This is a genomic window from gamma proteobacterium symbiont of Axiagastus rosmarus, from assembly GCF_059730925.1.
The window spans coordinates 3846273-3872055 of the sequence record NZ_AP035925.1 but is presented as its reverse complement, the minus strand read 5'-3'; the positions used below and the strand labels follow the sequence as shown (position 1 = coordinate 3872055).

At 54.0% G+C, this 25783-nt stretch carries 15 protein-coding genes, 5 tRNA genes and 3 rRNA genes; 21 read left to right on the top strand and 2 right to left on the bottom strand.

The annotated features are described in order from the left end of the window. Positions 1-4: 4 nt before the first annotated feature. The 7 genes from hemG to birA all read left to right on the top strand — a co-directional run bounded on the left by hemG (position 5) and on the right by birA (position 8234). The gene (hemG, locus tag AC6I8F_RS18260) at positions 5-553 is read left to right on the top strand and encodes a menaquinone-dependent protoporphyrinogen IX dehydrogenase (protein WP_021506934.1); all 549 of its coding nucleotides are present in this window, start codon (positions 5-7) and stop codon (positions 551-553) included. Positions 554-947: 394 nt separating this feature from the next. Beyond that, positions 948-2489: ribosomal RNA gene (locus tag AC6I8F_RS18255) — 16S ribosomal RNA — on the top strand. 88 nt (positions 2490-2577) lie between these two features. Beyond that, a tRNA-Glu gene (locus AC6I8F_RS18250) sits at positions 2578-2652 on the top strand. Between the two features lie 214 nt (positions 2653-2866). After that, positions 2867-5770, top strand: a 23S ribosomal RNA gene (locus AC6I8F_RS18245). Between the two features lie 201 nt (positions 5771-5971). After that, positions 5972-6087 (top strand): 5S ribosomal RNA (gene rrf, locus AC6I8F_RS18240). Together the 16S, 23S and 5S rRNA genes with 1 tRNA gene alongside form the textbook arrangement of a ribosomal RNA operon. Before the next feature lie 150 nt (positions 6088-6237). After that, entirely contained in the window at positions 6238-7275 is a 1038-nt protein-coding gene (murB, locus tag AC6I8F_RS18235; protein WP_498028325.1) for a UDP-N-acetylmuramate dehydrogenase, read from the top strand. Next, a complete protein-coding gene (gene birA, locus AC6I8F_RS18230) occupies positions 7272-8234 on the top strand; it encodes a bifunctional biotin--[acetyl-CoA-carboxylase] ligase/biotin operon repressor BirA (protein WP_166712573.1) in 963 nt (320 codons plus the stop codon). The genes murB and birA overlap by 4 nt, the downstream gene beginning before the upstream one ends. Positions 8235-8287: 53 nt before the next feature. Here birA and coaA read toward each other — a convergent pair whose 3' ends face one another. Then, positions 8288-9238, bottom strand: a complete 951-nt coding sequence (gene coaA, locus AC6I8F_RS18225) for a type I pantothenate kinase (protein WP_058759911.1) — start codon at positions 9236-9238, stop codon at positions 8288-8290. A gap of 396 nt (positions 9239-9634) precedes the next feature. On the opposite strand from coaA, the gene AC6I8F_RS18220 reads away from it, so the two are divergent. The 13 genes from AC6I8F_RS18220 to rpoC all read left to right on the top strand — a co-directional run bounded on the left by AC6I8F_RS18220 (position 9635) and on the right by rpoC (position 23808). Beyond that, positions 9635-9710: transfer RNA gene (locus AC6I8F_RS18220), tRNA-Thr, on the top strand. 7 nt (positions 9711-9717) lie between these two features. Then, a tRNA-Tyr gene (locus AC6I8F_RS18215) sits at positions 9718-9802 on the top strand. A gap of 189 nt (positions 9803-9991) precedes the next feature. Next, positions 9992-10066: transfer RNA gene (locus AC6I8F_RS18210), tRNA-Gly, on the top strand. Between the two features lie 5 nt (positions 10067-10071). Continuing rightward, positions 10072-10147, top strand: a tRNA-Thr gene (locus AC6I8F_RS18205). A gap of 106 nt (positions 10148-10253) precedes the next feature. Then, entirely contained in the window at positions 10254-11438 is a 1185-nt protein-coding gene (gene tuf, locus AC6I8F_RS18200) for an elongation factor Tu (protein ID WP_022547082.1), read from the top strand. A gap of 227 nt (positions 11439-11665) precedes the next feature. Further along, on the top strand, positions 11666-12049 hold the full coding sequence (secE, locus tag AC6I8F_RS18195; protein ID WP_021508209.1) for a preprotein translocase subunit SecE: 384 nt from the start codon (positions 11666-11668) through the stop codon (positions 12047-12049). Position 12050: 1 nt separating this feature from the next. Continuing rightward, the gene (gene nusG / locus AC6I8F_RS18190) at positions 12051-12596 is read left to right on the top strand and encodes a transcription termination/antitermination protein NusG (protein WP_010616908.1); all 546 of its coding nucleotides are present in this window, start codon (positions 12051-12053) and stop codon (positions 12594-12596) included. Between the two features lie 147 nt (positions 12597-12743). Further along, positions 12744-13172 (top strand): 50S ribosomal protein L11, encoded by a 429-nt coding sequence (gene rplK, locus AC6I8F_RS18185; protein WP_013507401.1) that lies wholly within the window; start codon positions 12744-12746, stop codon positions 13170-13172. A gap of 3 nt (positions 13173-13175) precedes the next feature. Continuing rightward, a complete protein-coding gene (gene rplA / locus AC6I8F_RS18180; protein WP_021508208.1) occupies positions 13176-13880 on the top strand; it encodes a 50S ribosomal protein L1 in 705 nt (234 codons plus the stop codon). 347 nt (positions 13881-14227) lie between these two features. After that, a complete protein-coding gene (gene rplJ / locus AC6I8F_RS18175) occupies positions 14228-14725 on the top strand; it encodes a 50S ribosomal protein L10 (protein WP_021508207.1) in 498 nt (165 codons plus the stop codon). A gap of 66 nt (positions 14726-14791) precedes the next feature. Continuing rightward, a complete protein-coding gene (rplL, locus tag AC6I8F_RS18170; RefSeq protein WP_021508206.1) occupies positions 14792-15157 on the top strand; it encodes a 50S ribosomal protein L7/L12 in 366 nt (121 codons plus the stop codon). 326 nt (positions 15158-15483) lie between these two features. Further along, entirely contained in the window at positions 15484-19512 is a 4029-nt protein-coding gene (gene rpoB, locus AC6I8F_RS18165) for a DNA-directed RNA polymerase subunit beta (RefSeq protein WP_136547956.1), read from the top strand. A 72-nt stretch (positions 19513-19584) separates the two neighbouring features. Next, on the top strand, positions 19585-23808 hold the full coding sequence (gene rpoC / locus AC6I8F_RS18160; protein ID WP_021508204.1) for a DNA-directed RNA polymerase subunit beta': 4224 nt from the start codon (positions 19585-19587) through the stop codon (positions 23806-23808). Positions 23809-23874: 66 nt separating this feature from the next. On the opposite strand, the gene AC6I8F_RS18155 is transcribed toward rpoC, so the two are convergent. Then, entirely contained in the window at positions 23875-24060 is a 186-nt protein-coding gene (locus tag AC6I8F_RS18155; protein WP_021508203.1) for a DUF1127 domain-containing protein, read from the bottom strand. A 175-nt stretch (positions 24061-24235) separates the two neighbouring features. Between AC6I8F_RS18155 and AC6I8F_RS18150 the strand changes: the two genes are divergently transcribed. Continuing rightward, complete coding sequence (locus AC6I8F_RS18150; protein WP_498028324.1) at positions 24236-25690, top strand: aminotransferase-like domain-containing protein; 1455 nt, start codon at positions 24236-24238, stop codon at positions 25688-25690. The last annotated feature ends 93 nt before the right edge of the window (positions 25691-25783 follow it).

Here is a 25783-nt window from a genome sequence, read left to right as displayed (position 1 = left end):
AGTGATGAAAGCGTTAATTCTTTATTCCAGCCGTGACGGGCAAACCCGTGAAATCGCGGCGCGTATTGCCCGCACGCTGACACCGCAGCAGCTGTGTGATGTGCTGGATCTGGCGCAGGCACCGCAGGTGGAGTGGGCACAGTATGATCGCGTGCTGATTGGCGCCTCGATTCGCTATGGTCACTTCCAGCCCGAGCTGATGAAATTCGTCACGCAATATAAGGCGGAACTGCAGCAGCGCGTCAGCGGCTTTTTCAGCGTCAATCTTACTGCGCGCAAAGCCGATAAGTGCACGCCGGAAACCAATGCCTATACGCGTAAATTCCTGGCGCAGTCACCGTGGCAACCGGATCGCTGTGCGGTGTTTGCCGGTGCGCTACGCTATCCACGCTATCGCTGGTTCGATCGCATCATGATTCAGTTCATTATGCGTATGACCGGCGGCGAAACGGATACATCGAAGGAAGTCGAATACACCGACTGGGAGAAAGTCACGCGTTTTGCCCAGGATTTCGCACAGTTACCAGGCAAATTGCCGCAAAATAACGCGTAGTGGTGAAATTTAGGCCGAACGATCATTTTTTTGCAATAAACCCTTGTCAGCCAGAATTAACTCCCTATAATGCGCCACCACTGAGACGGCAAAGCGGCAACGCAGGCGGCTCAGCAGGGCGTGAAGTGATTCACCCCGCCGGAGAAAAACGCTGAAAAAAGTGTTTGACTCTGAAGGAGGAAAGCGTAATATACGCCACCTCGCGACAGCAGGCCGAACGCCGCGTCGCACCGCTCTTTAACAATTTATCAGACAATCTGTGTGGGCACTCGCAGGATTGATATCAACGTCTCCGGACGTAAAAAAAATCAAGTCTTTGCTGAGTGAACACGTAATTCATTACGAAGTTTAATTCACAGAGCATCGCTGCACTCGTTGCAGCAAATCAAACTTTAAATTGAAGAGTTTGATCATGGCTCAGATTGAACGCTGGCGGCAGGCCTAACACATGCAAGTCGAACGGCAGCACAGAAGAGCTTGCTCTTTGGGTGGCGAGTGGCGGACGGGTGAGTAATGTCTGGGAAACTGCCCGATGGAGGGGGATAACTACTGGAAACGGTAGCTAATACCGCATAACGTCGCAAGACCAAAGTGGGGGACCTTCGGGCCTCACACCATCGGATGTGCCCAGATGGGATTAGCTAGTAGGTGGGGTAATGGCTCACCTAGGCGACGATCCCTAGCTGGTCTGAGAGGATGACCAGCCACACTGGAACTGAGACACGGTCCAGACTCCTACGGGAGGCAGCAGTGGGGAATATTGCACAATGGGCGCAAGCCTGATGCAGCCATGCCGCGTGTATGAAGAAGGCCTTCGGGTTGTAAAGTACTTTCAGCGGGGAGGAAGGCGGTGAGGTTAATAACCTCATCGATTGACGTTACCCGCAGAAGAAGCACCGGCTAACTCCGTGCCAGCAGCCGCGGTAATACGGAGGGTGCAAGCGTTAATCGGAATTACTGGGCGTAAAGCGCACGCAGGCGGTCTGTTAAGTCAGATGTGAAATCCCCGGGCTTAACCTGGGAACTGCATTTGAAACTGGCAGGCTTGAGTCTCGTAGAGGGGGGTAGAATTCCAGGTGTAGCGGTGAAATGCGTAGAGATCTGGAGGAATACCGGTGGCGAAGGCGGCCCCCTGGACGAAGACTGACGCTCAGGTGCGAAAGCGTGGGGAGCAAACAGGATTAGATACCCTGGTAGTCCACGCCGTAAACGATGTCGACTTGGAGGTTGTGCCCTTGAGGCGTGGCTTCCGGAGCTAACGCGTTAAGTCGACCGCCTGGGGAGTACGGCCGCAAGGTTAAAACTCAAATGAATTGACGGGGGCCCGCACAAGCGGTGGAGCATGTGGTTTAATTCGATGCAACGCGAAGAACCTTACCTGGCCTTGACATCCAGAGAACTTAGCAGAGATGCTTTGGTGCCTTCGGGAGCTCTGAGACAGGTGCTGCATGGCTGTCGTCAGCTCGTGTTGTGAAATGTTGGGTTAAGTCCCGCAACGAGCGCAACCCTTATCCTTTGTTGCCAGCGGCTCGGCCGGGAACTCAAAGGAGACTGCCGGTGATAAACCGGAGGAAGGTGGGGATGACGTCAAGTCATCATGGCCCTTACGGCCAGGGCTACACACGTGCTACAATGGCGCATACAAAGAGAAGCGACCTCGCGAGAGCAAGCGGACCTCATAAAGTGCGTCGTAGTCCGGATTGGAGTCTGCAACTCGACTCCATGAAGTCGGAATCGCTAGTAATCGTAGATCAGAATGCTACGGTGAATACGTTCCCGGGCCTTGTACACACCGCCCGTCACACCATGGGAGTGGGTTGCAAAAGAAGTAGGTAGCTTAACCTTCGGGAGGGCGCTTACCACTTTGTGATTCATGACTGGGGTGAAGTCGTAACAAGGTAACCGTAGGGGAACCTGCGGTTGGATCACCTCCTTACCTGAAGATACTTTCCCGCGAAGTGCTCACACAGATTGTCTGATAGAAAAGTAACGAGCAGGACGGCTGCGAAGTCGTGACACTTTGTGTCCCCTTCGTCTAGCGGTTAGGACTCCGCCCTTTCACGGCGGCAACAGGGGTTCGAATCCCCTAGGGGACGCCACTGCTTGGTGACAGGTGAAAGGTGTCTCCACAGAATATCTCAAAACTGACGGTAACGTCGTGTTTGAGATATTGCTCTTTAACAATCCGGAACAAGCTGAAAATTTGAAACGACGCGTCGTGTTCATTCTCCGTAATAAGAATGAAATTTACGATGCGTTGAGTCTCTCAAATGCTTGCAGTCCGCAGCGTTGCAAAACGCCTGTGGGTTGTGAGGTTAAGCGACTAAGCGTACACGGTGGATGCCCTGGCAGTCAGAGGCGATGAAGGACGTGCTAATCTGCGAAAAGCGACGGTAAGGTGATATGAACCGCTACAGCCGTCGATGTCCGAATGGGGAAACCCAATGCACTTGTGCATTATCGTTAACTGAATACATAGGTTAACGAGGCGAACCGGGGGAACTGAAACATCTAAGTACCCCGAGGAAAAGAAATCAACCGAGATTCCCCCAGTAGCGGCGAGCGAACGGGGAGCAGCCCAGGACCTGAATCAGCTTGTGCATCAGTGGAAGCGTCTGGAAAGTCGCGCGATACCGGGTGACAGCCCCGTACACGAAGATGCACAGGTTGTGAGTCCGACGAGTAGGGCGGGACACGTGGTATCCTGTCTGAATATGGGGGGACCATCCTCCAAGGCTAAATACTCCTGACTGACCGATAGTGAACCAGTACCGTGAGGGAAAGGCGAAAAGAACCCCGGCGAGGGGAGTGAAACAGAACCTGAAACCGTGTACGTACAAGCAGTGGGAGCACCTTTAGGGTGTGACTGCGTACCTTTTGTATAATGGGTCAGCGACTTATATTCTGTAGCAAGGTTAACCGCATAGGGGAGCCGAAGGGAAACCGAGTCTTAATTGGGCGTTAAGTTGCAGGGTATAGACCCGAAACCCGGTGATCTAGCCATGGGCAGGTTGAAGGTTGGGTAACACTAACTGGAGGACCGAACCGACTAATGTTGAAAAATTAGCGGATGACTTGTGGCTGGGGGTGAAAGGCCAATCAAACCGGGAGATAGCTGGTTCTCCCCGAAAGCTATTTAGGTAGCGCCTCGTGAACTCATCTCCGGGGGTAGAGCACTGTTTCGGCTAGGGGGCCATCCCGGCTTACCAACCCGATGCAAACTGCGAATACCGGAGAATGTTATCACGGGAGACACACGGCGGGTGCTAACGTCCGTCGTGAAGAGGGAAACAACCCAGACCGCCAGCTAAGGTCCCAAAGTCATGGTTAAGTGGGAAACGATGTGGGAAGGCACAGACAGCCAGGATGTTGGCTTAGAAGCAGCCATCATTTAAAGAAAGCGTAATAGCTCACTGGTCGAGTCGGCCTGCGCGGAAGATGTAACGGGGCTAAACCATGCACCGAAGCTGCGGCAGCGACACTATGTGTTGTTGGGTAGGGGAGCGTTCTGTAAGCCGCTGAAGGTGTGCTGTGAGGCATGCTGGAGGTATCAGAAGTGCGAATGCTGACATAAGTAACGATAAAGCGGGTGAAAAGCCCGCTCGCCGGAAGACCAAGGGTTCCTGTCCAACGTTAATCGGGGCAGGGTGAGTCGACCCCTAAGGCGAGGCTGAAAAGCGTAGTCGATGGGAAACAGGTTAATATTCCTGTACTTGGTGTTACTGCGAAGGGGGGACGGAGAAGGCTAGGTTATCCGGGCGACGGTTGTCCCGGTTTAAGCGTGCAGGTGTGAAGACCAGGCAAATCCGGTCTTCTTTAACACTGAGGCGTGATGACGAGCCGCCACGGCGGTGAAGTAACTGATGCCCTGCTTCCAGGAAAAGCCTCTAAGCTCCAGGTAACACGAAATCGTACCCCAAACCGACACAGGTGGTCAGGTAGAGAATACCAAGGCGCTTGAGAGAACTCGGGTGAAGGAACTAGGCAAAATGGTGCCGTAACTTCGGGAGAAGGCACGCTGGCGCGTAGGTGAAGGGACTTGCTCCCGGAGCCGAAGCCAGTCGAAGATACCAGCTGGCTGCAACTGTTTATTAAAAACACAGCACTGTGCAAACACGAAAGTGGACGTATACGGTGTGACGCCTGCCCGGTGCCGGAAGGTTAATTGATGGGGTTATCCGCAAGGAGAAGCTCTTGATCGAAGCCCCGGTAAACGGCGGCCGTAACTATAACGGTCCTAAGGTAGCGAAATTCCTTGTCGGGTAAGTTCCGACCTGCACGAATGGCGTAATGATGGCCAGGCTGTCTCCACCCGAGACTCAGTGAAATTGAAATCGCTGTGAAGATGCAGTGTACCCGCGGCAAGACGGAAAGACCCCGTGAACCTTTACTATAGCTTGACACTGAACATTGAGCCTTGATGTGTAGGATAGGTGGGAGGCTTTGAAGCGCGGACGCCAGTCTGCGTGGAGCCATCCTTGAAATACCACCCTTTAATGTTTGATGTTCTAACGTAGGCCCGTAATCCGGGCTGCGGACAGTGTCTGGTGGGTAGTTTGACTGGGGCGGTCTCCTCCCAAAGCGTAACGGAGGAGCACGAAGGTTGGCTAATCCTGGTCGGACATCAGGAGGTTAGTGCAATGGCATAAGCCAGCTTGACTGCGAGAGTGACGGCTCGAGCAGGTGCGAAAGCAGGTCATAGTGATCCGGTGGTTCTGAATGGAAGGGCCATCGCTCAACGGATAAAAGGTACTCCGGGGATAACAGGCTGATACCGCCCAAGAGTTCATATCGACGGCGGTGTTTGGCACCTCGATGTCGGCTCATCACATCCTGGGGCTGAAGTAGGTCCCAAGGGTACGGCTGTTCGCCGTTTAAAGTGGTACGCGAGCTGGGTTTAGAACGTCGTGAGACAGTTCGGTCCCTATCTGCCGTGGGCGCTGGAGAATTGAGGGGGGTTGCTCCTAGTACGAGAGGACCGGAGTGAACGCACCGCTGGTGTTCGGGTTGTCATGCCAATGGCACTGCCCGGTAGCTAAGTGCGGAAGAGATAAGTGCTGAAAGCATCTAAGCACGAAACTTGCCCCGAGATGAGTTCTCCCTGACCCTTTAAGGGTCCTGAAGGGACGTTGAAGACGACGACGTTGATAGGCCGGGTGTGTAAGCGCAGCGATGCGTTGAGCTAACCGGTACTAATGACCCGTGAGGCTTAACCTTACAACGCCAGAGGCGTTTTGGTCCGAGAGACCGGAGAATTTTCAGCTTGTGACGGAAAAATTAGCGGAAACGAAAGATTTTGCGCTGAGGCGAGGCGGCAAGCGAAGGAAAGGAAGGAGCATACAGAAGTATGTGACTGACTTTGCGAGGGCGGCCAACGCGGCATCAGTGAAAAAGATTCGTTTCGTGCACCAGAATTTGCCTGGCGGCAACAGCGCGGTGGTCCCACCTGACCCCATGCCGAACTCAGAAGTGAAACGCCGTAGCGCCGATGGTAGTGTGGGGCCTCCCCATGCGAGAGTAGGGAACTGCCAGGCATCAAACCCGTAAAGAAGCCCCGGACGAGAGTCCGGGGCTTTTTTACATCCGCACTCCGGCAAATTTCCCGCTAAAAACGCGAAAACTCCCCACTGTAAAACCGTGCAATCGGGTAAACTACGGCCAGATTAATCAGTAAAGGCCGTAACATGTCCAGCCCTCAGACTTCCCTGAAAGCGTTCAACACACTGGGTCTTGCAATCGCGGCTGAAAAGCTTGTTGTTGCGGATAGCGCAGAAGCCATTTCCTCTGCCTGGCACGCCAGCCAGCAAAATAATCAGCCGTTTATGGTGCTTGGCGAGGGCAGTAACGTCCTGTTCCTCGAAGATTTTGACGGCTGCGTGGTGATCAACGCGATTAAAGGCATCACCCTGGAAGAGCACGACGAAGCCTGGCATCTGCACGTTGGTGCTGGCGAAAACTGGCATCAGTTGGTTGAGCACACTCTAAAGAAAGGCCTCACCGGGCTGGAAAATCTGGCGCTGATTCCTGGCGTGACGGGATCGGCACCCATCCAGAACATTGGCGCTTACGGTGTTGAATTTAAAGATATTTGCCAGTACGTCGAGGTGTTACACCTGCCGGATAGCACAGTCACGCGTCTGCACCGTGATGAGTGCCAGTTTGGCTATCGCGACAGCATCTTCAAACACGCGATGAAGCACGACTATGTGATTGTGGCCGTCGGGCTGCGTCTGGCTAAGCAGTGGAAACCGGTACTGAGCTATGGCGATCTGGCGAAGCTCAATCCCGCCACCGTATGCGCGTGGGACGTATTCAATGCGGTGTGCCATATGCGGCAAAGTAAGCTGCCCGATCCGCGCATAACAGGCAATGTAGGCAGTTTCTTTAAAAACCCCCTGATTTCCGCTCAGCAGGCAGAGGCATTGCTCACGCACTATCCTGCTATGCCGCACTATCCACAGCACAGTGGTGAGGTCAAGCTGGCCGCGGGCTGGCTGATCGATCAGTGTGCGTTGAAAGGCTATCGTCTTGGCGGCGCTGCTGTGCATCGTCAGCAGGCACTGGTACTGATCAATGAAGACAATGCCACACCGCAGGATATTGTCGCCCTGGCCCATCATGTGCGTCAGGAGGTGGGGAAAAAATTTGCCGTGTGGCTGGAGCCTGAGGTGCGGTTTATTGGCGCGCAGGGCGAGCGTAACGCCGTCGAGGTGATTTCATGAAAGATCATAGCGTTCCATTAAAACTGGTCGCCCTGCTGGCTGATGGTGAATTCCACTCTGGCGAGCAACTGGGTGAGGCGCTCGGTATGAGCCGCGCTGCCGTGAATAAACATATTCAGACGCTGAAAAGCTGGGGCCTGGATGTCTACACCGTGACAGGGAAAGGTTACAGCCTGCCAGCGCCCATTCAGCTGCTGAATGAAGAGGCGATCCTGGCGCATCTGCATCAGCCGGATCTGGCGGTGATTCCGGTTATTGACTCCACGAATCAGTATTTACTCGAACGCATGGACCAGCTGAACTCCGGCTATGCGTGCATCGCGGAATATCAACAGGCCGGGCGCGGCCGGCGCGGACGGAAATGGTTCTCGCCGTTTGGCGCCAATCTCTACATGTCCATGTACTGGCGACTGGAGCAGGGGCCAGCTGCGGCAATGGGCCTGAGTCTGGTAATTGGTATCGTGATGGCAGAGGTTATCCAGTCGCTGGGCGCGGCAGACGTTCGCGTTAAGTGGCCAAATGACCTCTATCTGCAGGATCGTAAACTGGCGGGTATTCTGGTTGAGCTCACCGGTAAAACCGGCGATGCGGCGCAAATTGTGATGGGCGCGGGGATCAACCTGGTGATGCGGGGCGAAGGCACGGCGGAAATCAATCAGGGTTGGATCAATCTGCAGGAAGCGGGCATCGAGATCAATCGTAACGAACTCGCCGCCAGGTTGATAAACCGTCTGCGTGAAGCTTTACCTCTATTTGAACGGGATGGGCTGGCGCCGTTTGTCGGCCGCTGGGAAGCGCTGGATAACTTTATCCATCGTCCGGTGAAACTGCTGATTGGCGATCGTGAAGTGCATGGCATTGCGCGCGGAATTGATAAGCAGGGCGGTTTATTGCTGGAACAGGATGGTGAGATTAAATCCTGGGTCGGTGGCGAGATCTCATTACGTCCCGCTAATTAACACAGTAAACAGTGACGCATTAAACGCCCTGATAAAGCAGGGCGTTTTTAATACTATTTTCGTAACCGCACGCTTTGCACGGCATGATCCGCAGACTTGGTCATGATCAGGCTGGCCCGCTCTCGCGTAGGTAAGATGTTTTCTTTTAAATTCAGCCAGTTAATTTCTTTCCATAACCCACGTGCAATACTCTCTGCTTCCTCTTCAGGCAGCTGAGAATAGTGGTGGAAATAAGAGTCCGGATCGCTGAAGGCACCTTCGCGGAATTTAAGAAAGCGATTAACGTACCAGCGCTCTAATAAGTTTTCTGGCGCATCGACATATATTGAAAAGTCGACGAAATCTGAGACAAATACATGATGCGGATCGTGCGGATAATCCATACCGCTCTGCAGGACGTTCAGCCCTTCCAGAATCAGGATGTCCGGCTGCTGCACCACCTTATCGCCATCCGGGATGACATCGTAAATCAGGTGTGAATACACCGGTGCGGTGACCTGACTGGCACCCGATTTCAAATCGGATACGAACTTCACCAGTCGATGCATATCATACGACTGCGGGAAGCCTTTCTTTTTCATCAGGCCGCGCTCTTTCAGCACCGCATTAGGGTGCAAAAAGCCATCGGTGGTGATGAGTTCCACCTTGCGGTGCTCGGGCCAGCGGCTAAGCAGCGCCTGTAACACGCGCGCGGTGGTGCTTTTACCGACGGCGACACTGCCGGCAATACTGATAATGTAAGGGATCTTCTGGCCATTGGTGCCAAGGAACTGCTCCAGCACCGCCTGACGGCGCAGATTTGAACTGATATAGAAGTTCAGCAGACGTGATAGCGGCAGATAGATCTCGGCAACTTCTTCCAGCGAAAGATCTTCATTGATACCGCGCAGCCGTTCAATTTCACTGGCGGCCAGCGTCATCGGTACGGAATCTCTCAGCGCAGCCCATTGCTGGCGATCAAACTGCAGGTAGGGCGTCGTCAGTGGCGTCGTTTTTTTACTCATAAGCATGCATCTGACCGCAAATTCTGGCTCATCAACACCTTGCAGCAACAGGCATACAGCGATGTGTCGAACTCAGTTGCACGTCACAGGGGTAATTTAACGAGAACAATGGGCAGGAGGGTAACACCAGTGTGACTTTAAAAAGAAGTAAAATGATAAACCTGAGCACGCTTTCGTAAGCAGGCCCGCATTTTTATGATCACAGTATGAGGCTAACGCGGTATCAAAGAATAATCAGGCTGTGGGCTGGCGGAAAAACACACCATGTTTGCTGCTTTTTGCTGCGCTGGAAGGGCATTTTGCGAGGATTTGCACAAATAGTAAGCGGTAGTGCAAATTTGGCAATTTTTTTGTTGCATCCTGAACCCGGTCTTCCTAGAATGCGCGTCACTTGATGCCGGCTTAGCTCAGTTGGTAGAGCAACTGACTTGTAATCAGTAGGTCACCAGTTCGATTCCGGTAGCCGGCACCATCAAGTAGGTGGGATTCCCGAGCGGCCAAAGGGAGCAGACTGTAAATCTGCCGTCACAGACTTCGAAGGTTCGAATCCTTCTCCCACCACCATCTCAACCTCTCGGTTGAGCGTCAGATAAAGGCTTATCTGATGGGTGAGTTCAACTCTCTCACCTTCGAATTCAGATTGCGCAGTAGCGTGATCACCGTCAGTCGGAAACTCTGACTGGCTCGAATAATAGAAGGTCTTCTTTTATTATTCATAAGCTACAGAAAGAACAGGTAGCCGAGTTCCAGGATGCGGGCATCGTATAATGGCTATTACCTCAGCCTTCCAAGCTGATGATGCGGGTTCGATTCCCGCTGCCCGCTCCAGATGTGCTGATATGGCTCAGTTGGTAGAGCGCACCCTTGGTAAGGGTGAGGTCCCCAGTTCGACTCTGGGTATCAGCACCACTTCCTTTATCTCTCTCCTGATTCTCTCTCTGTAAAACTAACATCAGGTTTTGCCTGGTTAATGTGACGATATCTTTGATATATCCGTGTCTTAGAGGGACAAGCGATGGCTAAAGAGCAATTTCAACGTAACAAACTGCACGTAAACGTGGGCACCATCGGTCACGTCGACCACGGTAAAACCACTCTGACTGCGGCAATCACCACCGTTCTGGCTAAAACCTACGGCGGCCAGGCGCGTGCATTCGATCAGATCGATAACGCGCCAGAAGAGAAGGCTCGTGGTATCACCATCAACACCTCTCACGTTGAATATGAAACCCCGACCCGTCACTACGCACACGTTGACTGCCCAGGCCACGCCGACTATGTGAAAAACATGATCACCGGTGCTGCGCAGATGGACGGCGCGATCCTGGTTGTTGCTGCGACTGATGGCCCAATGCCTCAGACCCGTGAGCACATCCTGCTGGGTCGTCAGGTTGGCGTTCCTTACATCATCGTGTTCCTGAACAAGTGCGACATGGTTGATGACGAAGAGCTGCTGGAACTGGTTGAGATGGAAGTGCGTGACCTGCTGTCTGCTTACGACTTCCCTGGCGACGATACCCCAATCGTACGCGGTTCTGCGCTGAAAGCGCTGGAAGGCGACGCTGAGTGGGAAGCGAAAATCGTTGAGCTGGCTGAGCACCTGGATAACTACATCCCGGATCCAGTCCGTGCTATCGACCTGCCGTTCCTGCTGCCAATCGAAGACGTATTCTCAATCTCTGGCCGTGGTACCGTTGTTACCGGTCGTGTTGAGCGCGGCATCGTGAAAGTGGGCGACGAAGTAGAAATCGTGGGTATCAAAGCGACTGCTAAATCTACCTGTACCGGTGTTGAAATGTTCCGCAAACTGCTGGACCAGGGTCAGGCAGGCGAGAACTGTGGTGTTCTGCTGCGCGGTATCAAGCGTGAAGAGATCCAGCGTGGTCAGGTTCTGGCTAAGCCAGGTACCATCAAGCCACACACCCAGTTCGAGTCAGAAGTTTACGTTCTGTCTAAAGACGAAGGCGGCCGTCATACTCCGTTCTTCAAAGGCTACCGTCCACAGTTCTACTTCCGTACCACTGACGTAACCGGTTCAGTAGAGCTGCCAGAAGGCGTTGAGATGGTAATGCCAGGCGACAACATCAAAATGGTTGTCACCCTGATCCATCCAATCGCAATGGACGAAGGTCTGCGCTTCGCAATCCGTGAAGGCGGCCGTACCGTTGGCGCGGGCGTTGTTGCTAAAGTTATCGCGTAATAGCGATAATATTTGACGCAATGCACACGGAAAGGGCATCATTTGATGCCCTTTTTGTACGCTGTTAACCAGAACCTGGCTCATCAGTGATTTTCGATCATAATCATTGCTGAGACAGGCTCTGTATTACGGCGCTGGATACCGAGTTATGCCCAAAAGCGCATTCGGTTTGGATGCCTCGCTCTGCGGGGCAGAATAGTTTCTGAATTATTGTGGCAGGTTGGTTTATGAGTGCGAATACCGAAGCTCAAGGGAGCGGGCGCGGCCTGGAAGCGGTAAAGTGGGTAGTTGTGATCGCATTGCTGCTGGTAGCAATCGTCGGTAACTACCTGTATCGCGATGTGACACTGCCTTTACGCGCGCTGGCTGTCGTGGTGTTGATCGCTGCGGCGGGCGGCATTGCGTTGCTGACCACCAAAGGCAAAGCAACCGTGGCTTTTGCACGTGAAGCAAGAACCGAAATGCGTAAGGTCATCTGGCCAACTCGCCAGGAAACATTGCACACCACGTTAATCGTTGCCGCGGTCACTGCCGTGATGTCACTGATTTTGTGGGGGCTGGATGGTATTCTGGTCCGTCTGGTATCGTTTATCACTGGCCTGAGGTTCTGAGATGTCTGAAGCTCCAAAAAAACGCTGGTACGTCGTTCAGGCGTTTTCCGGTTTTGAAGCCCGCGTAGCCAAGTCGCTGCAAGAGCATATCAAACTGCACAACATGGAAGAACTGTTTGGCGAAGTCATGGTGCCGACTGAAGAAGTCGTGGAAATCCGTGGCGGCCAGCGTCGCAAAAGCGAACGCAAATTCTTCCCTGGTTACGTACTGGTCCAGATGGTGATGAATGACGCCAGCTGGCACTTAGTGCGCAGTGTACCGCGTGTAATGGGCTTCATTGGTGGTACCTCTGACCGTCCGGCACCGATCAGTGATAAAGAAGTGGATGCGATCATGAACCGCCTGCAGCAGGTGGGTGATAAGCCGCGTCCGAAAACGCTGTTCGAGCCAGGCGAGATGGTGCGTGTCAACGACGGCCCGTTTGCCGACTTCAACGGTGTGGTCGAAGAAGTGGATTACGAGAAGAGCCGCCTGAAGGTTTCTGTTTCTATCTTCGGCCGTGCAACGCCGGTTGAACTCGACTTTGCTCAGGTGGAGAAAGGCTAAGCCTTTTGTTCACTTTTTAGCTCTTGCGGAAGGCGCGAAATTTACCTATAATTTCGCGCCTTTTGTTTTTATGCGCTGGCAACAGCGTGTAAATCGTTATCACGGGGAGCCTGTTCGCCAGGCGCTATACCCAATAGAGGAAATATCATGGCCAAGAAAGTACAAGCCTACGTCAAGCTGCAGGTTGCAGCTGGTATGGCTAACCCGAGCCCACCAGTTGGTCCGGCTCTGGGTCAGCAGGGTGTTAACATCATGGAATTCTGTAAAGCGTTCAACGCCAAAACAGAATCACTGGAAAAGGGTCTGCCGACTCCAGTAGTTATCACCGTATACAGCGACCGTTCTTTCACCTTCGTTACCAAAACGCCTCCGGCTGCCGTTCTGCTGAAAAAAGCAGCAGGCATCAAGTCTGGTTCTGGTAAGCCGAACAAAGATAAAGTCGGTAAAGTAACTCGTGCTCAGGTACGTGAAATCGCAGAAACCAAAGCTGCGGACATGACTGGTGCTGACGTAGAAGCGATGACTCGCTCTATCGAAGGTACTGCTCGTTCCATGGGCCTGGTAGTGGAGGACTAAGAAATGGCTAAGCTGACCAAGCGCATGCGCGTGATCCGTGACAAAGTTGATGCGACTAAACAGTATGACATCAACGAAGCTGTTGCTCTGCTGAAAGAACTGGCTACCGCTAAATTCGTAGAGAGCGTGGACGTTGCTGTTAACCTCGGCATCGATGCACGTAAATCTGACCAGAACGTACGCGGTGCGACCGTTCTGCCACACGGTACTGGTCGTTCAGTACGTGTTGCCGTCTTTACCCAGGGCGCAAACGCTGAAGCTGCTAAAGCAGCTGGCGCTGAGCTGGTAGGTATGGAAGACCTGGCTGATCAGATCAAGAAAGGCGAAATGAACTTTGACGTTGTTATTGCTTCTCCGGATGCAATGCGCGTTGTTGGCCAGCTGGGCCAGGTTCTGGGCCCACGTGGTCTGATGCCAAACCCGAAAGTTGGTACCGTAACTCCTAACGTTGCTGAAGCTGTGAAAAACGCTAAAGCGGGTCAGGTTCGTTACCGTAACGACAAAAACGGCATCATCCACACCACCATTGGTAAAGTGGACTTCGATGCTGACAAACTGAAAGAAAACCTGGAATCTCTGCTGGTTGCGCTGAAAAAAGCTAAACCTGCTCAGGCGAAAGGCGTGTACATCAAGAAAGTCAGCATCTCTACCACCATGGGCGCCGGCGTTGCCGTTGACCAGGCTGGTCTGAACGCAGCAGCAAACTAATTGCTGCTTGTAACGGGCGAAAAATTCATCTAGAATCTTACGCCCGTTGTTCTGGTTGATCCGTCAATTCAGAACCCAAATTCATAGTCGCGGAGTGCACAGGTCTAAACACCTTGTCATTCAGCGACTAAGGTTGGAGCCAGGCCTGATCCTGGCCTCCGTCCAAGACCGCAGGAGCAGAACCTCTTCGGAAGTGATGCTTAATATCCTGCGTAGACGGTGACAGAACCAAAAAGAATTTTTTCTTCACTGGATTCTGCTCACCGTGTAACGCGCTTACGGCCTTCGGGTGTGTAAGTGAAGTGAGTTCCGGGAAATTTTCCCGGTCAAATCCAGGAGCAAAGCTAATGGCATTAAATCTTCAAGGCAAACAAGCAATTGTTGCTGAAGTTAGCGAAGTAGCCAAAGGCGCGCTTTCAGCGGTTGTTGCGGATTCCCGTGGCGTTACCGTTGATAAAATGACTGAACTGCGTAAAGCAGGTCGTGAAGCTGGCGTCTACATGCGTGTTGTTCGTAACACCCTGCTGCGCCGCGTCGTTGAAGGTACTCCATTCGAGTGCCTGAAAGACACGTTTGTTGGTCCGACCCTGATTGCATACTCTATGGAACACCCGGGCGCTGCTGCTCGTCTGTTCAAGGAGTTCGCGAAAGCGAATGCAAACTTTGAGGTCAAAGCTGCAGCCTTTGAAGGTGAGCTGATCCCGGCGGCACAAATTGACCGTCTGGCAACGCTGCCGACTTACGAAGAAGCACTGGCACGTCTGATGTCGACCATGAAAGAAGCTGCTGCTGGCAAGCTGGTCCGCACTCTGGCTGCTGTTCGCGACGCGAAAGAAGCGGCTTAAGGCCAGATTCTTTTTCTTCGTACTTGCTAACGTATAAACTTTTACTGATTCTTAGGAACAATTGTCATGTCTATCACTAAAGATCAAATCCTGGAAGCCGTTGCAGCTATGTCCGTAATGGAAGTAGTTGAGCTGGTTTCTGCTATGGAAGAAAAATTCGGCGTTTCTGCTGCTGCTGCTGTAGCTGTTGCTGCTGGCCCGGCTGAAGCTGTTGAAGAGAAAACTGAATTCGACGTTATCCTGAAAGCTGCTGGCGCTAACAAAGTTGCTGTAATCAAAGCCGTTCGTGGCGCAACTGGTCTGGGCCTGAAAGAAGCTAAAGACCTGGTTGAAGCTGCTCCAGCTGCAATCAAAGAAGGCATCAGCAAAGACGACGCAGCTGCACTTGAAGCTGCTCTGAAAGAAGCTGGCGCTGAAGTTGAAGTTAAGTAAGACAACCCTCGGGTTGCAGTCTGCGTAAACAGACTGATGGCTGGTGACTTTTTGGTCACCAGCCTTTTTGCGCTACAGGGGAACGATGGCGTTTCGCACTGTTTGTCCATTGTTCCTCTTCAATATCTTTTTCTATCGACGACTTAATATACCGCTTTCCTGTGAGGGTTCCCTGCCTGCGCAACGGCGATGAAATGATTTAAGAGTGATAGAAAGATGTATTGCATGGGGTGCTGCGCATCGCATGAAAAACAAAATAGTGTTGCATGAACTGTCCCTTCAGGACGGACAGCGTGGGTCGACTTGTCAGCTAGCTGAGGAACCCTATGGTTTACTCCTATACCGAGAAAAAACGTATTCGTAAGGATTTTGGTAAACGTCCACAAGTACTGGATGTGCCTTATCTCCTTTCTATCCAGCTTGACTCGTTCCAGAAGTTTATCGAGCAAGATCCAGAAGGCCAGTACGGTCTGGAAGCAGCCTTCCGTTCCGTGTTCCCAATCGCGAGCTACAGCGGCAACTCTGAGTTGCAGTATGTCAGCTACCGTCTGGGTGAGCCGGTGTTTGACGTGACAGAATGTCAGATCCGTGGCGTGACGTATTCCGCACCGCTGCGCGTTAAACTGCGTCTGGTGATCTACGAGCGCGAAGCGCCGGAAGGCACCGTAAAAGACATCAAAGAACAAGAAGTGTACATGGGCGAAATTCCGCTCATGACCGACAACGGTACCTTTGTCATCAACGGTACTGAGCGTGTTATCGTTTCTCAGCTGCATCGTAGTCCTGGCGTATTCTTTGACAGCGATAAGGGTAAAACGCACTCTTCCGGTAAAGTGCTGTATAACGCACGTATTATCCCTTACCGCGGTTCATGGCTCGACTTCGAGTTTGACCCGAAAGACAACCTGTTCGTCCGTATTGACCGTCGTCGTAAGCTGCCGGCCAGTATCATCCTGCGCGCGCTGGATTTCACCACTGAGCAGATTCTCGATCTGTTCTTCGAAAAAGTGGTGTTTGAAATCCGCGACAACAAGCTGCAGATGGAACTGGTGCCTGAGCGCCTGCGTGGTGAAACCGCCTCCTTCGATATCGAAGCCAACGGCACGGTCTACGTTGAGAAAGGTCGTCGCATTACTGCGCGCCACATCCGTCAGCTGGAAAAAGACAACATTCAGCACATCGAAGTGCCGGTCGAGTACATCGCGGGCAAAGTGGTCGCGAAAGATTACATCGATCTGAACACCGGTGAGCTGATCGTGCCGGCGAACATGGAGCTGTCACTGGATCTGCTGGCGAAACTGAGCCAGTCCGGTCACAAGCGCATCGAAACCCTGTTCACCAACGACCTGGATCACGGCCCGTACATTTCTGAGACGCTGCGCGTTGACCCAACCAACGACCGCCTGAGCGCGCTGGTTGAGATCTACCGCATGATGCGTCCTGGCGAGCCGCCAACGCGTGAAGCCGCAGAAAACCTGTTCGAGAACCTGTTCTTCTCCGAAGATCGTTACGATCTGTCGGCCGTTGGCCGCATGAAGTTCAACCGTTCTCTGCTGCGTGACGAGATCGAAGGTTCCGGTATCCTGAGCAAAGACGACATCATCGAAGTGATGAAGAAGCTCATCGGTATCCGTAACGGTATTGGCGAAGTGGATGATATCGACCACCTCGGCAACCGTCGTATCCGTTCGGTCGGCGAAATGGCGGAAAACCAGTTCCGCGTTGGCCTGGTGCGTGTAGAGCGCGCTGTGAAAGAGCGTCTGTCTCTGGGCGACCTCGACACGCTGATGCCACAGGACATGATCAACGCCAAGCCAATTTCGGCCGCGGTGAAAGAGTTCTTTGGTTCCAGCCAGCTGTCCCAGTTTATGGACCAGAACAACCCGCTGTCTGAGATTACGCACAAACGTCGTATCTCTGCTCTGGGCCCAGGCGGTCTGACCCGTGAACGCGCCGGCTTCGAAGTGCGTGACGTACACCCGACTCACTACGGTCGCGTATGTCCAATCGAAACCCCGGAAGGTCCTAACATCGGTCTGATCAACTCACTCTCTGTTTACGCGCAGACTAACGAATACGGCTTCCTCGAAACGCCGTACCGCCGCGTGGTTGACGGTAAAGTGAGTGATGAAATTCATTACCTCTCTGCTATCGAAGAGGGTAACTACGTTATCGCTCAGGCGAACACCAACCTCGCCGATGACGGCAGCTTTGTTGACGATCTCGTCACCTGCCGTAGCAAAGGTGAATCGAGCCTGTTCAGCCGCGATCAGGTTGACTACATGGACGTTTCCACCCAGCAGGTGGTTTCTGTCGGTGCGTCACTGATCCCGTTCCTGGAGCACGATGATGCTAACCGCGCCCTGATGGGTGCGAACATGCAACGTCAGGCTGTACCTACCCTGCGTGCTGACAAGCCGCTGGTTGGTACCGGTATGGAACGTGCTGTTGCGGTCGACTCCGGTGTAACTGCTGTCGCTAAACGTGGTGGTACCGTGCAGTACGTCGATGCGTCACGTATCGTTATCAAAGTTAACGAAGACGAGATGTATCCGGGCGAAGCAGGTATCGACATCTACAACCTGACCAAGTACACCCGTTCTAACCAGAACACCTGCATCAACCAGATGCCGTGTGTTTCTCTGGGTGAACCTATCGAGCGTGGCGACGTGCTGGCTGACGGCCCGTCTACCGACCTTGGTGAGCTGGCGCTGGGTCAGAACATGCGCGTGGCGTTCATGCCATGGAACGGTTACAACTTCGAAGACTCCATCCTCGTTTCTGAGCGTGTAGTACAGGAAGACCGTTTCACCACTATCCACATTCAGGAACTGGCTTGCGTGTCACGTGACACCAAACTGGGGCCGGAAGAGATCACCGCTGACATCCCGAACGTGGGTGAAGCTGCGCTCTCCAAACTGGATGAATCCGGCATCGTGTATATCGGTGCGGAAGTGACCGGTGGCGACATTCTGGTAGGCAAGGTCACGCCGAAAGGTGAAACCCAGCTGACGCCAGAAGAGAAACTGCTGCGTGCGATCTTCGGTGAAAAAGCCTCTGACGTGAAAGACTCGTCACTGCGCGTGCCGAACGGCGTTTCCGGTACGGTTATCGACGTACAGGTCTTCACCCGCGATGGCGTGGAAAAAGACAAGCGCGCGCTGGAAATCGAAGAGATGCAGCTGAAGCAGGCGAAAAAAGACCTGTCTGAAGAACTGCAGATCCTCGAAGCGGGCCTGTTCAGCCGTATCCAGGCCGTCCTGATTTCAGGTGGCGTGGAAGCGGAGAAACTGGACAAGCTGCCACGTGAGCGCTGGCTGGAACTCGGTCTGACCGACGAAGAGAAGCAGAACGCGCTGGAGCAGCTGGCTGAGCAGTACGACGAGCTGAAGCACGAGTTTGAGAAGAAACTCGAAGCGAAGCGTCGCAAGATCACCCAGGGCGACGATCTGGCACCGGGCGTGCTGAAAATCGTCAAGGTGTATCTGGCCGTTAAGCGTCAGATTCAGCCTGGTGACAAAATGGCGGGTCGTCACGGTAACAAAGGTGTTATCTCCAAGATCAACCCAATCGAAGACATGCCATACGATGAGAACGGTACGCCGGTCGACATCGTACTGAACCCGCTGGGCGTACCATCGCGTATGAACATCGGTCAGATTCTGGAAACCCACCTGGGTATGGCGGCGAAAGGCATTGGTGAGAAGATCAATGCGATGCTGAAGAAGCAGGAAGAAGTCGCCAAACTGCGTGAGTTTATCCAGCGTGCTTACGATCTGGGCACTGATGTGCGTCAGAAAGTTGACCTGAACACCTTCTCGGACGACGAAGTGCTGCGTCTGGCAGAGAACCTGAAAAAAGGTATGCCAATCGCGACGCCAGTGTTCGACGGTGCGAAAGAGAGCGAAATCAAAGAGCTGCTGCAGCTCGGCGGTCTGCCTTCTTCCGGTCAGATCACCCTGTTCGACGGCCGTACCGGTGAGCAGTTTGAGCGTCAGGTAACCGTAGGTTACATGTACATGCTGAAACTGAACCACCTGGTCGACGACAAGATGCACGCCCGTTCTACCGGCTCTTACAGCCTGGTTACGCAGCAGCCGCTGGGTGGTAAGGCGCAGTTCGGTGGTCAGCGCTTCGGTGAGATGGAAGTGTGGGCACTGGAAGCATACGGTGCCGCGTATACCCTGCAGGAAATGCTTACCGTTAAGTCTGATGACGTCAACGGCCGTACCAAGATGTATAAAAACATCGTTGACGGCAACCATCAGATGGAACCGGGCATGCCGGAATCCTTCAACGTACTGTTGAAAGAGATTCGCTCGCTGGGTATCAACATCGAGCTGGAAGACGAGTAAGCACTCGCAAGTACTGGTTATGGGACGCGCCTGGCGCGTCCCTGAGAGTTCCACTCCGACGGGAGCTAATCCGTGAAAGACTTACTTAAGTTTCTGAAAGCGCAAACTAAAACCGAAGAGTTTGATGCGATCAAAATTGCGCTGGCCTCGCCAGACATGATCCGTTCCTGGTCTTTCGGTGAAGTTAAAAAGCCGGAAACCATTAACTACCGTACCTTCAAGCCGGAGCGTGACGGTCTTTTCTGTGCCCGTATTTTCGGACCGGTAAAAGATTACGAATGCCTGTGCGGTAAGTACAAGCGTCTGAAACACCGTGGCGTGATCTGTGAGAAGTGTGGCGTAGAAGTCACGCAGACCAAAGTGCGTCGTGAGCGTATGGGCCACATCGAACTGGCTTCGCCGACCGCGCACATCTGGTTCCTGAAATCACTGCCATCCCGCATCGGTTTGCTGCTGGATATGCCGCTGCGTGATATCGAGCGCGTGCTGTACTTCGAATCTTATGTTGTGGTCGAAGGCGGCATGACCAACCTGGAAAAACGTCAGATTCTGACCGAAGAGCAGTACCTTGACGCGCTGGAAGAGTTCGGTGACGAATTCGACGCGAAGATGGGTGCGGAAGCTATCCAGGCGCTGCTGAAAAATATGGATCTGGAGCAGGAGTGCGAGCAGCTGCGTGAAGAGCTGAACGAAACCAACTCTGAGACCAAACGTAAAAAGCTGACCAAGCGTATCAAGCTGCTGGAAGCGTTCGTGCAGTCTGGCAACAAGCCAGAGTGGATGATCCTGACCGTTCTGCCGGTGCTGCCGCCAGATCTGCGTCCGCTGGTACCGCTGGATGGCGGTCGTTTCGCTACGTCGGATCTGAACGATCTGTATCGTCGCGTGATCAACCGTAACAACCGTCTGAAGCGTCTGCTGGATCTGGCTGCGCCAGATATCATCGTACGTAACGAAAAACGTATGCTGCAGGAAGCGGTAGATGCCCTGCTGGATAACGGCCGTCGCGGTCGTGCCATCACCGGCTCTAACAAACGTCCTCTGAAATCTTTGGCCGACATGATCAAAGGTAAGCAGGGTCGTTTCCGTCAGAACCTGCTGGGTAAACGTGTTGACTACTCCGGTCGTTCGGTTATCACCGTCGGTCCATACCTGCGTCTGCATCAGTGCGGTCTGCCGAAGAAAATGGCACTGGAGCTGTTCAAACCGTTCATCTACGGCAAGCTGGAACTGCGTGGCCTCGCGACCACCATTAAAGCGGCCAAGAAAATGGTTGAGCGCGAAGAAGCGGTCGTCTGGGATATCCTGGATGAAGTGATTCGCGAACACCCGGTACTGCTGAACCGTGCACCAACCCTGCACCGTCTGGGTATCCAGGCGTTTGAACCGGTTCTGATCGAAGGTAAAGCGATCCAGCTGCACCCGCTGGTGTGTGCGGCGTATAACGCCGACTTCGATGGTGACCAGATGGCTGTTCACGTACCGCTGACGCTGGAAGCCCAGCTGGAAGCGCGTGCGCTGATGATGTCTACCAACAACATTCTGTCTCCAGCGAACGGCGAGCCAATCATCGTTCCTTCACAGGACGTTGTTCTGGGTCTGTACTACATGACCCGTGACAAAGTGAACGCCAAAGGCGAAGGCATGGTGCTGACCGGCCCGAAAGAAGCTGAGCGTGTTTACCGCGCAGGCCAGGCCGAGCTGCATGCACGCGTTAAAGTGCGTATCACTGAATACAGCAAAAATGAGCAGGAAGAGCTCGTTGCGAAAACCAGCCTGATCGACACCACCATTGGTCGTGCGATCCTGTGGATGATCGTACCGAAAGGTCTGCCTTACTCCATCGTCAACCAGGCGCTGGGTAAGAAAGCGATCTCTAAGATGCTGAACACCTGTTACCGCATCCTGGGCCTGAAGCCGACCGTTATCTTTGCTGACCAGACCATGTACACCGGCTTTGCCTATGCAGCCCGTTCAGGTGCCTCAGTAGGTATCGACGACATGGTGATTCCTGCCAAGAAAGCAGAAATCATTGCAGAAGCTGAAGCGGAAGTGGCCGAGATTCAGGAGCAGTTCCAGTCTGGTCTGGTTACCGCGGGCGAACGTTACAACAAAGTCATCGATATCTGGGCTGCGGCTAACGAACGCGTATCCAAAGCGATGATGGATAACCTGCAGACCGAAACCGTGATCAACCGTCACGGCGAAGAAGAGCAGCAGGTTTCGTTCAACAGCATCTACATGATGGCTGACTCCGGTGCGCGTGGTTCTGCGGCACAGATTCGTCAGCTGGCAGGTATGCGTGGTCTGATGGCGAAGCCAGATGGCTCCATCATCGAGACGCCGATCACCGCGAACTTCCGTGAAGGTCTGAACGTACTCCAGTACTTCATCTCGACCCACGGTGCGCGTAAAGGTCTGGCCGATACCGCACTGAAAACGGCGAACTCCGGTTACCTGACCCGTCGTCTGGTTGACGTGGCGCAGGACCTGGTGGTCACCGAAGACGACTGTGGCACATTCGAAGGCATCATGATGACCCCGGTCATCGAAGGTGGCGACGTTAAAGAGCCGCTGCGTGAGCGTGTACTGGGTCGTGTGACGGCAGAAGACGTGCTGAAGCCGGGCACTGCCGACATCCTGATCCCGCGTAACACCCTGATCGATGAGCACTGGTGTGACGTGGTTGAACTGAACTCCGTGGACGCGATTAAAGTGCGTTCCGTGGTGAGCTGTGAAACCGACTTCGGTGTGTGTGCACACTGCTACGGTCGCGATCTGGCACGTGGTCACATCATCAACAAAGGTGAGGCCATCGGCGTTATCGCAGCACAGTCCATCGGTGAGCCGGGTACCCAGCTGACCATGCGTACCTTCCACATCGGTGGTGCGGCATCGCGTGCGGCAGCTGAATCCAGCATTCAGGTGAAGAACAAAGGTACTATCAAGCTGACCAACGCCAAGTCAGTAACCAACTCCTCCGGGAAACTGGTTATCGTCTCGCGTAACGTTGAGCTGAAGATGATCGACGAGTTCGGTCGTACCAAAGAGAGCTATAAAGTGCCTTACGGTGCGGTCATGGCGAAAGGTGATGGCGAGCAGGTTGCCGCGGGCGAAACCGTTGCAAACTGGGATCCACACACCATGCCGGTTATCACCGAAGTGGGCGGTTTCATCCGCTTCACCGACATGATCGACGGTCAGACCATTACCCGTCAGACTGACGACCTCACCGGTCTGTCATCGCTGGTGGTACTGGATTCTGCAGAGCGTACTGCGGGTGGTAAAGACCTGCGTCCGGCACTGAAAATCGTTGATGCCAACGGCAACGACGTACTGATCCCGGGCACCGACATGCCGGCACAGTACTTCCTGCCAGGTAAAGCGATTGTGCAGCTGGAAGATGGCGTGAAGATCAGCTCTGGTGATACCCTGGCGCGTGTTCCGCAGGAATCTGGCGGTACCAAGGACATCACCGGTGGTCTGCCACGCGTTGCCGACCTGTTCGAAGCGCGTCGTCCGAAAGAGCCAGCAATCCTGGCGGAGATCAGCGGTATCATCTCCTTCGGTAAAGAGACCAAAGGCAAGCGTCGTCTGGTGATCACCCCGGTTGACGGTAGCGATCCGTATGAAGAGATGATTCCGAAATGGCGTCAGCTCAACGTATTCGAAGGTGAGCGTGTAGAACGTGGTGACGTCGTTTCCGACGGCCCAGAGTCTCCGCACGATATCCTGCGTCTGCGTGGCGTCCATGCTGTGACCCGTTACATCACCAACGAAGTGCAGGAAGTTTACCGCCTGCAGGGCGTTAAGATTAACGATAAGCACATCGAAGTCATCGTGCGTCAGATGCTGCGTAAAGCAACCATCATGAACGCGGGTAGCTCGGAGTTCCTGGAAGGCGAGCAGGCGGAAGTCTCTCGTATCAAGATCTCCAACCGCGATCTGGAAGCGAACGGCAAAATCGGCGCGACGTACATGCGTGACCTGCTGGGTATCACCAAAGCCTCGCTGGCAACCGAATCGTTCATCTCTGCGGCATCGTTCCAGGAGACCACCCGTGTCCTGACCGAAGCAGCGGTAGCAGGCAAGCGCGACGAACTGCGCGGCCTGAAAGAGAACGTTATCGTGGGTCGTCTGATCCCGGCCGGTACCGGTTATGCTTACCACCAGGATCGTATGCGTCGCCGTCAGGCAGGTGAAGCACCGGTTGCACCGCAGGTGACTGCGGATGAAGCCTCTGCCAGCCTCGCTGAGCTGCTGAACGCCGGTCTGGGCGGTAGCGACGACGAATAATCGTCTGCTCTGCTGACCATGAAAAAACCCTGCCTCGGCAGGGTTTTTTTTCGTCTGAAATCCGCGTTATTTCTGATTGATATCCTGACGCGTCAGCCCGATGTCACGCAGTTGCGCATCACTCAGGTGCGAAAGAATCTCCCGCGTTTCCCGTCTGGCATGCCAGCGTTTTATCGCGCGCACGCCGCCACGAAAGATATCGAGTAAGGTCACGCTGAACGGTTTTGCCGCCCGGTTCTGATCGAATTCCATAATCCCAGCCCTCAGTATGATGTCTGAACAACATTTTCCCTCTGATGGCGAATTCAATACAGATTCAAAAATCACTTATCTTTAACATACAGATTGCGCCCGTACCGATCTGAATGGTAGAAATAGGCATCATCTGTACTGATTTTTGATCACCGTTAACGCAGCGAGGCACACAATGACGCGCTATCAACATCTGGCTTGTCTGCTTTCAGACCGTATTGAGCAGGGGCTGTATCGCAGCGGCGAACGCTTGCCCTCGGTGCGTACGCTCAGCATTGAGCACGGCGTCAGCATCAGTACCGTGCAGCAGGCTTATCATCTGCTGGAAGAGAAGCAGCTTATCGTGCCGCAGCCGCGTTCCGGCTATTTTGTCGCTACCCGTAAAGCCACGCCGCCGGTGCCGGCGATGACCCGACCCGTACAGCGTCCGGTTGAGATCACCCAGTGGGAATCGGTGCTGGAGCTGCTGAGCAGCCGCATTAATGGCGACGTGCTGCAGCTGGGCAGCGGCATGCCGGACCTGACTCAGCCGACGCTCAAGCCGCTGTGGAAAATCATGGGCCGCATGGCGCAGAAACAGGACATGGAGCAGCTCAACTACGACAGCCTGCTCGGCGTGGCAGCGCTGCGCGAGCAGATTGCGCGGCTGACAATTGACAGCGGCTGTCAGCTGACGGCGGAAGAAATTGTCATCACCACCGGTTGCCATGAAGCGCTGTCGGTGTCGATTCGCGCCGTGTGCGAGCCAGGCGATATCATTGCCGTTGAGTCGCCGGCGTTTCACGGCACCATGCAGACACTGCGCGGTCTGGGCATCCGCGCCATTGAAATCCCTACCGATGCGGTCAGCGGGATCAGTCTTGAGGCGCTGGAGCTGGCGTTTGAGCAGTGGCCAATCAAAGCGGTGGTGGTGGTACCCAACTGCAATAACCCGCTTGGATTTATCATGCCGGAAGCGCGTAAGCGCGCGCTGCTGACGCTGGCGCAGCGCTTTGACGCGGCGATCATTGAAGATGATGTTTACGGCGAGCTGGCGTGGGAGTATCCGCGTCCGATCACCATCAAATCGCTGGATATGGATGGCCGCGTGCTGCTGTGCAGCTCGTTTTCCAAAACCCTGGCGCCCGGCTTGCGCGTGGGCTGGGTCGCGCCGGGACGCTATCGCGATCGCGTACTGCACATGAAATATATTGGCACCGGTTCGACGGCAACGCAGCCGCAGTATGCGGTCGCGGAGTTTATTCGTCAGGGCCATTACCTGCCGCATTTGCGCCGCATGCGCCAGGTGTATCAGCGTAACTATGAGACGTTTAGCTGCTGGGTGCGCCACTATTTTCCCTGCGGCATTTGCGTCTCGCGGCCGCAGGGCAGTTTCCTGATGTGGATTGAGCTGCCGGAAGCTTTCGATGCGGTGCGGCTGAATGCGGAGCTGCGGGAGCTGAAAATCCAGGTAGCGGTCGGTTCGCTGTTTTCGGCGGCGGGTAAATATCGCAACTGTCTGCGCCTCAATTATGGTCTGCCAATGAATGAGCAAACCGAGCAGGCGATTGCCAGCCTCGGCGTAGCCGTGGAGCGTGCCATGCAGGCCTGCAGTGCGGAAACGCGCCATATCACCTCCCTGACAGAATAACGGTGGAAAGGCAGGGCCGGACAGAGAGTCGGGGAAGCCAGCCCTGGCCCGCTGCAAGCGACAGCGGGCAGGCTCACTTTAGCGATTGTCCCC